This window comes from Bradyrhizobium sp. CCBAU 51765 (assembly GCF_015291725.1).
GTDB classification, from domain to species: Bacteria; Pseudomonadota; Alphaproteobacteria; order Rhizobiales; family Xanthobacteraceae; genus Bradyrhizobium; species Bradyrhizobium liaoningense.
Genome location: NZ_CP030038.1, coordinates 2,761,704 through 2,776,462 on the forward strand (window position 1 = coordinate 2,761,704; position 14,759 = coordinate 2,776,462).

Below are 14,759 nucleotides of genomic sequence, written 5' to 3' on the forward strand. Positions count from 1 at the left end.
GGAGTCGGGGAACAAGGAAGCCAAGGAGATCGCATGAGCAGACCCGCCAATCCCGTCACCGTCCCGCTTGCAGACTACTCGCCGCAACACTTTATGCTGGCTGTGGTCGACGGCGTTGCGACGGTCACGCTCAACCGCCCCGAACGTAAGAATCCGCTGACGTTCGAAAGCTACCGAGAGTTGACCGATTTCTTCCGTGCCTGCGCCTTCGACGACGCGGTCAAATCCATCGTCGTCACCGGTGCCGGCGGCAATTTCTCTTCGGGCGGCGACGTGTTCGAGATCATCGGCCCGCTCGTGAAGATGGACACGAAGGGGTTGACCGCCTTCACTCGGATGACCGGCGACCTCGTCAAGGCGATGCGGGCCTGTCCGCAGCCGATCGTGGCTGCGGTCGAGGGCATCTGTGCCGGGGCCGGGGCGATCATCGCCATGGCATCTGACATGCGCCTTGCGGCGAGCGGGGCCAAGGTGGCGTTCCTGTTCAACAAGGTGGGGCTGGCCGGCTGCGACATGGGGGCCTGCGCAATCCTGCCGCGGATCATCGGGCAGTCGCGCGCCTCCGAACTGCTCTACACCGGCCGGTTCATGACCGCGGAAGAGGGCGAGCGCTGGGGCTTCTTCAGCCGCATCGTCACGCCGGAGCAGGTGCTGCCCCAGGCGCAAATTCTAGCGAAGCAGATCGCGGAAGGGCCGACTTTCGCCAACACCATGACCAAGCGGATGCTGGCCATGGAATGGGCGATGTCGGTGGAGGAGGCGATCGAGGCGGAGGCCGTTGCCCAAGCGTTGTGCATGACCACGGCGGATTTTGAGCGCGCCTTCGAGGCTTTCGCCAACAAGGTCAAGCCGGTATTCAGGGGCGACTAGATCGATCGCCTTGAGGGCGTCCACGCCAGCAACGAGGACTTGCGCCAAATTATTTTAGGCTTAAAATAGTTTCCATGGCCGGGTGAATTGGCGAGGCTCCCATGAAAGTCGCGATCATCGGTGGCGGACCTGCGGGTCTTTATGCGGCGATCCTGCTGAAGAAGCAGCGGCCAAGCGCCGACATCACCGTGTATGAGCGCAATCGCGCCGACGACACCTTTGGCTTCGGCGTGGTGTTCTCGGATGCGACGCTCGACAATTTCGAGAAGCACGATCTTCCGAGCTATCGCCGCATCACCCAGGAGTTCGCCTACTGGGATGACATCGCCGTGCATTTCCGCGGCACGGTGCACCGGGTCGGCGGCAACGGCTTTTGCGGCTGCTCGCGACGCAAGCTGCTTCTGATCCTTCAGGAGCGCGCTCGCGAGCTTGGCGTCGTCCTGCATTTCGAGGTGGACATCGACGACGAGTCCCGTTTTGCCGATGCCGATCTCATTCTCATCGCCGACGGCATCAACAGCCGCTTCCGCGAGAAATACGTCGACCATTTCGAGCCGGAGGTCGATATCCGCTCCAACAAGTTCACCTGGATGGGCTCGACCAGGCCGCTCGATGCCTTCACTTTCATCTTCCAGGAGACCGAGTGGGGGCCGTTCATCGCCCATGCCTATCAGTATGAGGCCGGGCATTCGACTTGGATCTTCGAGACCGATCCGGAGACGTTCGAGCGGGCAGGCCTGACGGGGCTAGATGAAGCCCAGTCCGCCGCACGGATGGCTGATATCTTCGGCTGGTTCCTCGGCGAGCATCGATTGCTGACCAACCGCTCGATGTGGCGCAATTTCCCGATGATCCGCAGCAAGCGCTGGGTCAAGGACAACATGGTCCTGCTCGGCGACGCAAAGGCGAGCGCGCATTTCTCGATCGGCTCGGGCACCAAGCTCGCGATGGAAGACGCGATTGCGCTGGCCGAAGCGATGGAGAAGGCGCACAGCATCGAGGCGGCGCTGGAGATTTATGAGCACGGCCGCCGCGAGGAGGTAGAGAAGACGCAGCATGCCGCCGACGTCTCGCTGGTCTGGTTCGAGCATGTCGACCGCTTCTGGGATTTCGATCCGGTGCAATTCGCCTTCGGCGTCATGACGCGCTCGAAGGCGATCACCTATGACAATCTGAAACTCCGCGCCCCGGATTTCGTGGCGGAGGTCGAGAAGTCGTTTGCAAGGCAGGTGCGCAGCAGCGGCTTCGATGTCGATACCGATCGACCGATGGTGCCGCTGTTCCAGCCGTTCCGTCTGCGTGAGATGAAGCTCGCCAATCGTGCGGTGATGTCGCCGATGTGCATGTATTCGGCGAAGGAAGGTGTGCCGACAGACTTCCACCTGGTTCATTACGGCTCGCGCGCGATCGGCGGCGCCGGGCTGATCTTCACCGAGATGACCTGCGTTGGCCGCGATGCACGGATCACGCCCGGCTGCGCCGGCCTGTGGAACGACGAGCAGGAGGCCGCATGGCGGCGCATTGTGGATTTCGTCCACGGCAATTCGGCGGCAAAGATCTGCCTTCAGTTGGGGCACGCCGGTCGCAAGGGCGCAACCAAGCTGATGTGGGACGGCATGGACCGGCCTCTGGATGAAGGCGGCTGGGAAACCGTTTCGGCATCGCCGCTGCCCTATTTCCCCGACAGCCAAGTGCCACGTGAGCTCGACCGCTCCGGCATGAACGCGGTGAGGGACGCTTTCGTTGCGGCGGCCGAGCGCGGCGAGCGCTGCGGCTTCGACATGTTGGAGCTGCACTGCGCTCACGGCTATCTGCTTGCGAGCTTCATCTCGCCGCTGACGAATACCCGCACGGACGAATATGGTGGCTCGCTCGCCAACCGGCTGCGTTTTCCGCTCGAGATCTTCGAGGCGCTGCGCGCGGTGTGGCCGTCGCACAAGCCGATGTCGGTGCGTATCTCCGCAACCGATTGGGCTGACGGCGGCATCACCGGCGATGATGCCGTCGCCATTGCGCGGGCCTTCGCCGAGGCGGGTGTCGATCTCGTCGACGTCTCGACCGGCCAGACGGTGCGCGACGCGCAGCCGGTCTACGGGCGCATGTTCCAGACGCCGTTCTCCGATCAGGTTCGCAACGAGGCGCGGGTGGCCACCATGTGCGTCGGCAACATCACCACGGCGGACCAGGCCAATACCATTTTGGCCGCTGGCCGCGCGGATCTCGTCGCGCTCGGCCGTCCGCATCTCGTCGATCCCTTCTTCACCATGAGGGCGGCGGCCTGGTACGGGGCCGACGACGCATTCTGCCCGTCGCAATATCTGCCAGGAAAAGATCAGATTTTCCGCAACAGCGTGCGCGACCGGCAGGATCTGGAGGAGCTGAGAATTAAGGCTAAGCCCAAGACCCGGGCCGAGCTCAAGGCGGAGGCGACAAAGCCGCTTGCGGCGGAGTGACCGCCCGTGCGACGTTAACCCGTTGCCTGTGTTTCGAGTGGAGTTAGGGCGATGAAGGCGATTATCGTCGGTGGCGGTATCGGTGGTCTCACCACGGCGTTGATGTTCCGCTCGCGAGGGCTGGATTGCGAGATCTACGAGCAGGCCGACACCATCCGCGAACTCGGCGTCGGCATCAACACGCTGCCGCATGCGATGCGCGAGTTGGCCGGACTCGGTCTGTTGCAGAGGCTCGACGACGTCGCGATCCGCACCGATCAGCTCTATTACCTCAACCGCCACGGCCAGGAGGTCTGGCGCGAGGCCCGCGGCATCGACGCCGGTCACGACGTGCCGCAATTCTCGATCCATCGTGGACGCCTTCAGGGCGTCATCCATCGCGCGGTCGAGGAGCGGCTCGGGCCGGACGCAATTCACACCGGCTGCCGGCTTGGTGCCTTCACACAGGATGAGGGCGGCGTCACCGCTTACTTCTTCGATCGTGCCGGCGCGCACGTCCACACCGCGCGTGGCGATATTCTGATCGGCGCCGACGGCATTCACTCGCGCGTCCGCGAGACGCTGTTTCCGAACGAAGGGCCGCCGTGCTGGAACGGCCTCATGCTGTGGCGCGGCGCCCGCGATTGGCCGCTGTTCCTCACCGGCAGATCGATGATCGTGGCCGGTGGTCTCAATGCCAAGGTGGTGATCTATCCGATCGCGGAAGGATCGAGCCCGGCAAGCCGCCTCACCAATTGGGCGGTGCTGGTGAAGGTTGGCGAGGGCAACGCGCCGCCGCCGCGGAAAGAAGACTGGTCGCGGCCGGGGCGGCGCGAGGAGCTGATGCCGCATGTGGCGCGCTTCTCCGTGCCCTATATTGACGTCAAGAGCCTGATCTCCGCGACGCCCGAATTCTACGAGTATCCGACCTGCGACCGCGATCCCTTGCCCTATTGGTCGTCCGGGCGCGTCACGCTGCTCGGCGATGCCGCGCATCCCATGTATCCGGTCGGCTCGAATGGCGCCTCGCAGGCGATCCTCGATGCGCGCTGCCTTGCGGATGCGCTGGTGCGTGCCGAGCATCCGCGCCAGGCGTTGCTCGAATACGAGAAGAAGCGCCTGCCAATGACGGCCGAGATCGTCCGCTCCAATCGGCGCGGCGGCCCTGAAGGTGTCATCGACGCTGTCGAGCAGCTTGCGCCTGACGGCTTCGACAATGTCGATAACGTCCTGAGCTATTCCCAGCGCGAGGCGATCGTGCGCGGCTACGCCACCAAGGCCGGCTTTGCCGCCGTCCCGGGACTTGCGGCGGTACGCGCCTGACGCGCGGCTAGCCGCCGGGCGGCGGCGGCAGGAAGTGGATGTTGAACTCGGCGGCCAGCGCCACCACGTCCTCGGGCTTCTGCTCCTTCATGTTGTGCAGGCCCCAGAACAGGTCGAACAGCTTGCGGCTTGGGGAGACCCAGAACAGCACTTTTGCGGTCTGCTCCGACTTGTTGAAGATGCCGTGAGGCACGCCCATGCCGAGTCGGATCAGGTCGCCGGCGGTGGCCTGCGACTCCGAATTGCCGAGCACGAAATCGAGCTTGCCCTCCAGCATGTAGAGATACTCATCCTGATCGGGATGAATGTGCGGCGGCACGAACGTGCCCGGCGGAAGTGTCGCATGCCAGGAGAAGCTGTGTTCGGCGTAGCTCTTCGGCACATAGGTCTGGCCGAGGATGTTCCAGGAAATGCCCTGGATGCCCTCATTCGCCCGGGTGATGCCGGTGATTTCGCTCTTCATTGCAGTCCTCCCGTAGCGCGATACGCGGCCTTAGTTCGCCGCCTTGCAGTCCTTGGCATAGCGGTCGCCGTAGTTCTCGAAGACCTTCTGGACGATCTCGGTCTGGAACTTGCCGTCCGGACGCTTGGCGACTTTGGTCAGGTAGAAATCCTGGATGGGATAGCCGTTGGTGTTGAACTTGAAGGTGCCGCGCAGCGAGGTGAAGTCGGCCTTCTTGAGCGCCGCCCGAACGGCGTCCTTGTTCGATAGATCGCCCTTCACCGCCTTGACCGCGCTGTCGATCAGCATCGCGGCGTCATAGGCCTGAAAGGCGTAGGTGCCGGGCACGATGTTATAAGCGGCCTCATAGGCGGCAACGAACTTCTTGTTCTGGGGATTGTCGAGATTGGGCGCCCAGTTCGCGCCGCCGAACATGCCGACCGCGGCGTCCTGCTGCGCCGGCAGGGTCGATTCATCCACCGTGAAAGCCGAGAGCACCGGAATGGTGTCGGCAAGGCCGGCCTGCCGGTACTGCTTGACGAGATTGACGCCGAGGCCGCCGGGCATGAACGTGAACAGTGCATCGGGCTTCTGCGACGAGATCTTGGACAACTCCGGCTGGAAGTCCAGCGTGTTCAGCGGCATGTAGGATTCCTCGACGATCTCGCCCTTGTAGTCGAGCTTGAACCCCGCCACCGAATCCTTGCCGGCCTGATAGTTCGGCACCATCAGGTACATGCGCTTGTAGCCGCGATCCTGCGCGACCTTGCCGAGGATCTCGTGCACCTGATCGTTCTGATACGAAGTCACATAGAAGAACGGGTTGCAGTCCTTGCCGGCGAAGGTCGACGGCCCGGCGTTGGGGCTGATCAGGAAGGTCTTCGATTCCGTGATGGGCCGGTGGATCGCCTGGAGGATGTTGGAGAAGATAGGCCCGACCACGAAGTCGACCTTCTCGCGCTCGAGAAGGCCCTTGACCTTGGTCACCGCTGCATCCGGCTTCAACTCGTCGTCGACGACGACGACCTCGACATCTCGGCCGCCCATCTTGCTGCCGAGATCTTTCACCGCAAGCGCAAAGCCGTCCCGAACCTGTTGGCCAAGCGCGGCGGCAGGCCCCGACAGGGTCACGATCACACCCAGCTTGATTTTTTCCTGGGCAAGGGCAGGGGTCACCACGGTGCCGAGCACCACGGCGGCTGCGGCCAAGGTCATTTGCGTCTTCATGATCGGTCCCTCGTGACGATTGGCTCGCGCTGCAAGCCGCGTACTCCAAATTCAAACTTATGCCGATGATGGTCGCCGCGGCAAGCCGAGCTCGAGGCGTCGCATTCTGCGGGGAGCACCGCATGCAAGCGGCGCGCCAATTATTTGAAGCCTAAAGAAATTGTCCTGCGGTTGATTGTTGCAGCTTTGGACTTGCAGCCGGCTCCGATTTATTTGAAGCTCAAAACGTTGGGGAATCCGTGCCGGCGCCAATGCCGGCCGTGAGTGACTGCATCAACATGCTCGATTCCGAGACCAAGGCCGTCGAAACGCCGGAGGACCACGCCGAAGAGCTTCGGCTGTGGCTGCGGCTCCTGACCTGCACGACGCTGATCGAGGGCGAGGTGCGCGGCCGGCTGCGGCAGCGATTCGACGTCACGCTGCCTCGTTTCGACCTGATGGCGCAGCTCGACAAGGCGCCTGACGGCATGACGCTGTCCGATGTTTCCAAGCGCATGATGGTGTCGAACGGCAATGTGACCGGCCTCGTGGAGCGTCTGGTGGACTCCGGTCATCTCGACCGCCGGACCTCGGAGACGGACCGCCGCGTCCAGGTGATCCGACTCACGAAGCTCGGACGCGCCGAGTTTCGCCGAATGGCTGCGGAACACGAAACCTGGATCGCCGATCTCTTCGCCGACCTGACCCCGAAGGACGTGCGCGAGCTGATGCGGCTCCTGGCCAAGACCAAGGCGTCCGCGCAGAAATCGGCGGCGCGCCGCCGGTCGTAAGCCCGGGCGCTGGGTCGGCCACCAATTCCTTTTGCCGCAGGAAAAAGCACGGCGTGCCCAAAATCCGCTATTGCGCCGAATTGTTTTAAGCCTAAAATGTTTCCAGATCGTGCTGCCGGGTGCAATCCATGCTGAAAGGAGCGTGCGATGGCCAACGCCGCCAAGATTCAAATGTCGGGTTCGTGTGACGGCAACGCCGCGACGGCCCATGTCGATACGTTCGCGCGGCAACATCTGCCGCCGCGCGAGCTCTGGCCCGAATTCATCTTCACGCGGCCGGAGCTGCACTACCCCCCGCGACTGAACTGCGTCAGCTATTTCCTGGATCGCTGGGTCGAGCAGGGACATGGCGAGGCGCCGTGCGTCATCAGCCCTTCCGTCAGCTACACCTATCGCGAGTTGCAGGCGCTGGTGAACCGCATCGCCAACGTGCTGGTCGGCAAGCTCAACCTCGTTCCCGGCGGCCGGGTGCTGTTGCGCTCTGCCAACAACCCCATGATGGTTGCGACCTATCTCGCGGTGATCAAGGCCGGCGGTATAGTCGTGGCGACGATGCCGCTGCTCCGCGCCAAGGAGTTGTCCTATCCGATCCAGAAAGCGGAGATTTCGCTGGCGCTGTGCGACGGAAAACTCGCCGACGAGATGGAGAAGGCGAAGGCAGCCGCGCCCGGTCTCGAGCGTGTCGTCTATTGGGGCAATGACACCGACAATTCACTCGAGGCGCTGATCGCCGATGCCAGCTCTGAGTTCACAGCCGTCGATACCGCGTCCGACGACATCTGCCTGATCGCTTTCACCTCGGGCACGACAGGTGATCCCAAGGGCACCATGCATTTCCACCGCGACATGCTCGCGGTCTGCGACGGTTACGCGCGCAACATCCTGCGCGCCGGGCAGAAGGATCGATTCATCGGCTCGGCCCCGCTCGCCTTCACCTTCGGCTTCGGCGGCGTGCTGTTTCCGATGCATATCGGCGCGTCCTTCGTCGTGCTGGAGAAGACGACGCCGGACGACCTGCTGTCGGCGATCGAGCAGTACAAGACCACGGTCTGCTTCACCGCGCCGACCGCATACCGCGCCATGATCGGCAAGCTTCCGGGCCGCGATATCTCCTCGCTTCGCAAATGCGTCTCTGCGGGCGAAACACTGCCCAAGCCGACATTCGATGCCTGGCTCAAGGCGACCGGGATCAAGCTGATGGACGGCATCGGTTCGACCGAGATGCTGCACATCTTCATCAGCGCGACCGAGGACGAGATCCGCCCCGGCGCCACCGGCAAGCCCGTGCCGGGCTATGAAGCCAAGATCGTCGATGATGAGGGCCGCGACGTTGCGCCCGGGACGATGGGCCGTCTCGCGGTACGCGGGCCGACCGGCTGCCGCTATCTGGCCGACGAGCGGCAGCGCAAATACGTCCAGAACGGCTGGAACATCACCGGCGACACCTATCTGATGGATAGCGACGGCTATTTCTGGTACCAGTCGCGCTCCGACGACATGATCGTGTCGGCCGGCTACAACATCGCAGGGACCGACGTCGAAGCGGCGCTGCTCACGCATCCGGCGGTCGCCGAGTGCGGTGTGGTCGGCGCCCCCGACGAGGCGCGCGGCATGATCGTGAAGGCCTATGTCATCACCGCGCCCGGCGTGACTGCGGACGCGCAGCTCGTGACGGAGCTGCAGGAGCATGTCAAACGCGAGATCGCGCCGTACAAATATCCGCGCGCGATCGAGTTCGTGACGCAATTGCCGAAGACCGAGACCGGCAAGCTGAAACGCTTTGCCCTGCGGCAGTTGGCGCAGGCTGCGCCGACGTCCTCTGGCGTCGCTGCGGAATGAGAGAAGGATAGAGAATTGTCCGTGACGCCCCCGAAAGGCTCGCAACTCGCGGTGCTGCCGACCGCAGCCGAGGACGGAGCGCGCATCAAGGCGCAGATCCTCCAGCCGTCAGGCTGGCCGGTTCCGAAAGGCTATGCCAACGGCATGGCTGCCGAAGGGCGCATCGTCGTCACCGGCGGGGTGATCGGCTGGGATACAGAAGAGCGCCTCGCGGAAGGCTTCGTCGCGCAGGTGCGCCAGACCTTGAGCAACATCGCCGCGATCCTGGCCGAGGCCGGTGCCCGGCCCGAGCACCTCGTGCGCCTGACCTGGTACGTCGTCGACATGGACGAGTACCTGGCCAACCTGAAGGAACTGGGCAGGGTCTATCGCGACGTCTTCGGAGCGCACTATCCTGCGATGGCGCTGGTTCAGGTGGTCCGCCTCGTGGAGAAGGCGGCGCGCGTCGAAATCGAAGCCACCGCCGTCATTCCTGGCTGAACTTCTTCCGCGATCGGCTCTCCCTGATTAGCTTGCCCTGGTCAGCTTGCTTTGGCGAGCTCATCGTCCTCGGGCGAGTTCAGATAGACGCCGGACATGGTGTCGACCCAGCACAGATGGTCGTGAACCTTCTTTACGCCCTCGACGTTCTCCGCGGCGACGATCGCGGCCTGCCGTGCGCGCTCTTCGGTGATGACGCCGCTGAGATGAACGATACCGTTGCGCACGATCACGTTCAGCCCGAACGGGCACCAGTCGCTCTTCTCCATGGTATCGATGATGCGGCTGCGAATGTGGTCGTCATCCGCGGTCGGATCCGGCACTTCGCGGGCGAGACCCGCCACCGCCTGCAGCAGATTGGCGCGGGATACGATCCCGACGACCTTGTCGCCACGCACGACCGGCAGCCGCTTGATGTTGTTCCGCTCCATGAGATCGACGATCTCAGCGAGCGCCGTATCCTCCGTGATCGTCACGGGCGAGTCGGTCATCACTTCCGAGACCTTGCGGCCGTGCTCGTGGACGAAGTCGCTGGCGGATTTGCCGGGACCAAAGATGAACCGCAGCCAACGCCCGCGCTTGCGCCCGGTGCCGATTTCGCTGCGGCGGATGAAGTCTCCTTCCGACACGACACCGAGCAGCTTGCCGGTCTCGTCGACCACCGTGAGTCCGCTGACATGCCGCTCCAGCATGATATTTGCCGCTTCGACGATGCTGGTGTCGGGGGTGACCGAGATGACCGACCGGGTCATGATCTGGTGGGCGCGCATAGACAACTCCGCTGGCTTGTTGAATGTCGATGCGCGAAAACTAGCTCGGGTATCGAGGTGCGGTTTGACTCAAGTCAATCGGGCGAACATGGATCGAACTCAATTGAGCAATTGTGATCCCGACCCGGATTTGATGCAGCTCAACACGTCGTCGAGGCCGATCCGTATCCTGCTGCCGACGTTGAACTGAAGCCCGCAGGAATTTGAGCCATGAGCGTCGTGCAGATATTTCCGCGGGCAGAAGAGCCGTCGGTTCAAGTTCTCCCCACCCATCCCGTCGCCGGTCCGGAGGCCTCGACGGCGAGCCGCGAAAGGCTCGAACACATGCCGGTTGCCGCCGGTCCTCCGCCTGGATCGGAGCCATATCCTTTTGACCGCGCCTTTCACGCGATGCTGGCGCGATTTACGGGCGGGATATCGCCGCTTGCCTTGTCGCTCGCCTGGCTCGATTGGAGCTCGCATCTGGCCGCGGCGCCTCAGCGCCAGATGGAGATTTCCCGCAACATCCTTCGCGACGGCGGCCGGTTCGTGGAAGCTGCTGCGCACGCGATGTCGCCTGGGCAAAAGCCGTGGGCTGTAATCGCGCCGCAGCAGCGGGATCGCCGCTTCAGCGGACCGCAATGGGAGATCGCGCCGTTCAACCTGCTGGCGCAGGCGTTTCTGCTCGGAGAGCGCTGGTGGCGCGATGCCGCGACGGGCGTACGCGGCGTGTCGCACGCAAACGAGGCCATCGTCGAGTTCTCGATGCGCCAGATGCTCGACATGCTGGCGCCGTCGAACTTCGCCGCGACCAATCCGAAGGTGCTGGAGAAGGCATTCCAGAGCGGCGGAGAGAATTTCGTCTTCGGCTGGCAGAACTGGTGCAGCGATCTGATGCGCCTGCTCTCCAACTCGAAACTGGCCGACGACGGGCAGTTCGTAGTCGGCAAGACGGTGGCAGTTTCACCCGGCAAGGTCGTCTACCGCAACGAGCTGATCGAGCTGATTCAGTACTATCCGACCACCGCGCAGGTGCGGCCCGAGCCGATCCTGATCGTGCCGGCCTGGATCATGAAATACTACATCCTCGATCTGTCGCCGCAGAACTCGCTGGTCAAATATCTGACGGGGCAAGGTTTCACCGTGTTCGCGATCTCCTGGCGCAATCCGGATGCGAGGGATCGGGATCTCGCCTTCGACGATTATCGCAGGTTGGGCGTCATGGCGGCGCTGGATATGATCGGCCTGATCATGCCGGGTCGGAAGACCCATGCGCTCGGCTATTGTCTGGGGGGCACATTGCTGTCGATCGCCGCCGCCGCGATGGAGCGCGACGGTGATAACCGTTTCGGCTCGGTCACTCTCCTTGCCGCGCAGACCGATTTCACCGAGGCCGGAGAGCTGACGCTCTTCATCAACGAGAGCCAGGTGGCTTTTCTCGAAGACATGATGTGGCAGCGCGGCTATCTCGACACGACGCAGATGGCCGGCGCCTTCCAGCTGCTGCGCTCGAACGAACTGATCTGGTCGCGGCTGTCACATGACTATCTGATGGGCGAGAGCGCGTCGCCGAGCGACCTGATGGCCTGGAACGCCGATGCCACGCGGCTGCCTTATCGCATGCATTCGGAGTATCTGCGCAAGCTGTTTCTCGACAATGATCTGGCGGGAGGGCGCTATCTCGTCGGAGGCCGGAGCATTTCGCTCTCCGATATTCACGCGCCGATGTTCGTGGTCGGCACGCTCGCCGATCACGTGGCGCCGTGGCGATCCGTCTACAAGATCCACTATCAGGTCGATGCCGACGTGACGTTCCTGTTGACCAGCGGCGGTCACAATGCCGGTGTCGTGGCGCCTCCGCAGGAGCCCGGCCACAGCTATCAGGTGCTGACCAAGGCTGCTGATGCGCCCTATGTCGGCGCGGATGAATGGCTGAAGCTGGCCCCGCGAGTTGAAGGGTCGTGGTGGCCGGAATGGGCGAAATGGCTCGCGGCGCGCTCCGGCGCGCCCTGCGATCCGCCGCAGATCGGGCTTGGAGGCGCACCCGGCCTGCCCGATGCGCCGGGAGACTATGTTCACACCTAAACCTCCGGCTCGGAGCCCGGCGCGAGGTCCGCGGAGCGGAACGGCTTGGCCTTGTCCAGTTTCCGGTAGGCCACCGACGCGGTTCGCAACAGCTTCTTTTCCCGCTTTCGGTTGAGAAAGCGGTCGGTGGCACCGAGGCCGGCGCCGTTCAAGGACGCGGCCAGCGCCTGTCCTCGTGCATCGTCGTTCAATTGTCCGAGTGCTCTTTGCGCCTTGCGCAACTGCTTGAGGATGGACTTGTGTTTCGTCGGCGTTTCCGCAGCGAACAGGTCCTGGAGCGATTCGATCGAATAGGTCAGCCGCTTGTTGAGAAGCCGCAGCTTGTGTCGTTTCTCCACATCGAGCTTGCAGAGTTTTCGCGCTTTCTTGAGCAGCCTCGTCTCCCACTCGGTCAGCCGATCCATCGCGTGTTCGGCGAGCGTGCGGCGGCGCAGTCGAATGGCTTCCTTGCTGCGCCGGGTCGACCAGGGGCCGCTTTCGATCCACGTCGAGGTCAGCTCGGCCAGGCGGCGGTACCGTGCGGATTGCAGCGCACGCGCCAGCAGCCTGTGGCTCTCGGCCCGTTTCTCGTCCCACTGCTGAAGCTCGGCGACCACGGCGAGTTCGTCGCCAGTCTCGGCGACGACCCGCTCGATCGCCACGTCGAGGTCCCGCACCATGCCAAGCTGGCCGTTCAGCCATTTCAGTTCGGCCCAGACGTTCGGGCGCAGGGCGTCGTCGACCATCGGCGAGAAGAAGCGGATGGCAGTACGCAGATGCGTCAGTGCGATGCGGATCTGGTGCAGAGCCTCGGGATCGCCGCGGCAGGTGCCGTCGTGCTGAGCGATCACGGCATCGAGGTGACGGCGGGCGATGATCCGGAAGGCCGTGTCGCAGGCCATGCCGGGGCTGAGGCGGCCGGGCAAGGTATTGCGCCGCATCGCCGGCTTGGCACGCGTGGCCGCCCTCGCGCTTGTGGTGGGTCCCGACATCCTTGCCTGCATCAATCAGGTTGCGTTGTTTGCCCCTTGGCGATCACGTCCCGGCAGGTCTGCAGCGTCTGCTCTTCTGTCCCGGATGCATCGATGGTCGCCCAGCCGACATGGCCGATCTTATAGTGCTCTTGCAGCGCGGCAACCTCTTGCGTGGCGTCCGATGCATCTCCCCGGCGGCTTCCGATCCGCGCCTGCCGTGTCGCGAGGTCTGCGACGAGGAATAGACCGTTCAGCGACACGTTGCGTTCGCGCGCCAGCGCGGCGATCGCGTCGCGTTCGTCCTCGCGGGCGAATACGCCGTCGATGAGCGCCGAATGACCTTGCGCCAGCACCCGTCGGGCGTGCTGAGCCAGCGTCTCGTAGACGCGGGCCGTGACCTCCGGCGTATAGGCGGATGGCGGCAGGCGGTGCGTGTCCTCGACCGCGAACATCTGCTTGCGGACGAGATCGCTGCGCAGCACGACGGCTCCCGGCTGCGGCGCGACGAACGGCGCGAGCGCGTACGCCAGAACGGTCTTTCCGGTGCCGGACAGTCCGCCGACCGCAATCAGACGCGGAGCGGGAGGACGGATCAGCATCCTGGCGAGGTCAAAGTAGCGCTGCGCCTGGTCGAGGATGCCGGAACGATCGGGATGCGGCCGCTTCAGCCGTGCCAGGGCCACCTGGGCGCGGATCGCCGCACGGATCGACATGAACAGCGGCAGGACCGACAGCGCGTCGAGATTGTCGGCCGGCGTTGCTGCAAGATAGCGGTTCAGGGCGGTGTTGGCCGCGCGCAGTTGGTCGTGCTGCAGCAGGTCCATGAGGGTGAATGCGAGATCGTAGAACACGTCGACCGTTGCCATCTGCGCATCGAACTCGATGGCGTCGAACAGCACGGGGCGATCATCGATCAGAACGATGTTTGCGAGATGCAGATCGCCATGACAGCGGCGCACGAAGCCATGGCGGCTGCGTTCTGCAAGCAGGGGACGAATACGCAGATATGCCTCGTGCGAGGCCTTGCCGAGCCTTTCGATGTCTTCCGCGTTGAAATGTCCGCCGGCCCGCAGACCGTCACTGTTGCCGTCGATCAGGGCCGGGATGGATGAGACCCAGGCTTCTCCGTCGGCGCGTGTCGCCGCCGCGTGCGACGCCACGATTGCGTCAGCGGCAGCGGAGGCAAGCTTCGCCTCCAGCGGACCGGCCTTTGCCAGATGATCCAGTGTCCTGTTTTCGTCGAAACGCGACATGTTGACCGCATACTCGATCGGCCGGCCGGCGCCGTCGACCTTCAGAGATCCATCCGGCTCTTCGGTGATCGCCACGACGCCGTGATAGATCTGCGGCGCCAGCGGCCGGTTGATCCTGATCTCCTCCTCGCAGGCCGCCTTGCGCTTCTCGAGTGTCGAATAATCAAGGAACGGAAACCGGACGGCGCGCTTGATCTTCAGCGCGCGCTTTGCGTCCAGGAACACCGAGGCTCCATGCGTGTCGATCCGCGTGACGCCGGGATGGTCGGTCAGCATCTGGAAGATGCGCTCCTGGGCCGCCGTTTCATCCTCGATCGGAGCGGGCATTCGAAGCAC

General features: G+C 63.7%; 12 protein-coding genes. 7 read left to right on the top strand and 5 right to left on the bottom strand.

The genetic code is table 11. The features are described 5' to 3' along the window. Positions 1-33 precede the first annotated feature (33 nt). From XH96_RS13175 to XH96_RS13185, 3 genes are all read left to right on the top strand, one after another. Positions 34-870 (top strand): enoyl-CoA hydratase family protein, encoded by an 837-nt coding sequence (locus XH96_RS13175; protein ID WP_035672506.1) that lies wholly within the window; start codon positions 34-36, stop codon positions 868-870. Positions 871-971: 101 nt separating this feature from the next. Further along, positions 972-3,323 (top strand): bifunctional salicylyl-CoA 5-hydroxylase/oxidoreductase, encoded by a 2,352-nt coding sequence (locus XH96_RS13180; RefSeq protein ID WP_194392865.1) that lies wholly within the window; start codon positions 972-974, stop codon positions 3,321-3,323. Positions 3,324-3,374: 51 nt separating this feature from the next. After that, entirely contained in the window at positions 3,375-4,625 is a 1,251-nt protein-coding gene (locus XH96_RS13185; protein WP_194392866.1) for a flavin-dependent oxidoreductase, read from the top strand. Between the two features lie 7 nt (positions 4,626-4,632). Here XH96_RS13185 and XH96_RS13190 read toward each other — a convergent pair whose 3' ends face one another. Together XH96_RS13190 and XH96_RS13195 are read right to left on the bottom strand one after the other, a co-directional pair. Further along, positions 4,633-5,088 carry a cupin domain-containing protein gene (locus XH96_RS13190; RefSeq protein WP_131873100.1) on the bottom strand — a complete coding sequence of 152 codons (456 nt, stop codon included), beginning with the start codon at positions 5,086-5,088 and terminating at the stop codon, positions 4,633-4,635. 30 nt (positions 5,089-5,118) lie between these two features. Beyond that, positions 5,119-6,294, bottom strand: a complete 1,176-nt coding sequence (locus tag XH96_RS13195) for an ABC transporter substrate-binding protein (RefSeq protein ID WP_194392867.1) — start codon at positions 6,292-6,294, stop codon at positions 5,119-5,121. A 251-nt stretch (positions 6,295-6,545) separates the two neighbouring features. Between XH96_RS13195 and XH96_RS13200 the strand changes: the two genes are divergently transcribed. The 3 genes from XH96_RS13200 (at position 6,546) to XH96_RS13210 (ending at position 9,383) form a co-directional block, all read left to right on the top strand. Further along, complete coding sequence (locus tag XH96_RS13200; RefSeq protein WP_035672496.1) at positions 6,546-7,064, top strand: MarR family winged helix-turn-helix transcriptional regulator; 519 nt, start codon at positions 6,546-6,548, stop codon at positions 7,062-7,064. Positions 7,065-7,211: 147 nt separating this feature from the next. Next, on the top strand, positions 7,212-8,903 hold the full coding sequence (locus tag XH96_RS13205) for a benzoate-CoA ligase family protein (protein ID WP_194392868.1): 1,692 nt from the start codon (positions 7,212-7,214) through the stop codon (positions 8,901-8,903). 15 nt (positions 8,904-8,918) lie between these two features. Further along, on the top strand, positions 8,919-9,383 hold the full coding sequence (locus tag XH96_RS13210; protein WP_194392869.1) for a RidA family protein: 465 nt from the start codon (positions 8,919-8,921) through the stop codon (positions 9,381-9,383). Between the two features lie 41 nt (positions 9,384-9,424). Here XH96_RS13210 and XH96_RS13215 read toward each other — a convergent pair whose 3' ends face one another. Next, entirely contained in the window at positions 9,425-10,153 is a 729-nt protein-coding gene (locus XH96_RS13215) for a CBS domain-containing protein (protein ID WP_194392870.1), read from the bottom strand. Between the two features lie 210 nt (positions 10,154-10,363). Between XH96_RS13215 and XH96_RS13220 the strand changes: the two genes are divergently transcribed. Beyond that, complete coding sequence (locus tag XH96_RS13220; RefSeq protein ID WP_194392871.1) at positions 10,364-12,217, top strand: alpha/beta hydrolase; 1,854 nt, start codon at positions 10,364-10,366, stop codon at positions 12,215-12,217. Here the strand turns inward: XH96_RS13220 and XH96_RS13225 are convergent. Both XH96_RS13225 and XH96_RS13230 read right to left on the bottom strand, forming a co-directional pair. Continuing rightward, entirely contained in the window at positions 12,214-13,188 is a 975-nt protein-coding gene (locus tag XH96_RS13225; RefSeq protein WP_194392872.1) for a CHAD domain-containing protein, read from the bottom strand. The two genes, XH96_RS13220 and XH96_RS13225, sit on opposite strands and share 4 nt — an antisense overlap. Positions 13,189-13,199: 11 nt before the next feature. Beyond that, positions 13,200-14,750: an AAA family ATPase gene (locus XH96_RS13230; protein WP_371740076.1), complete on the bottom strand. Its 1,551-nt coding sequence runs from the start codon at positions 14,748-14,750 to the stop codon at positions 13,200-13,202. Positions 14,751-14,759: the final 9 nt, after the last annotated feature.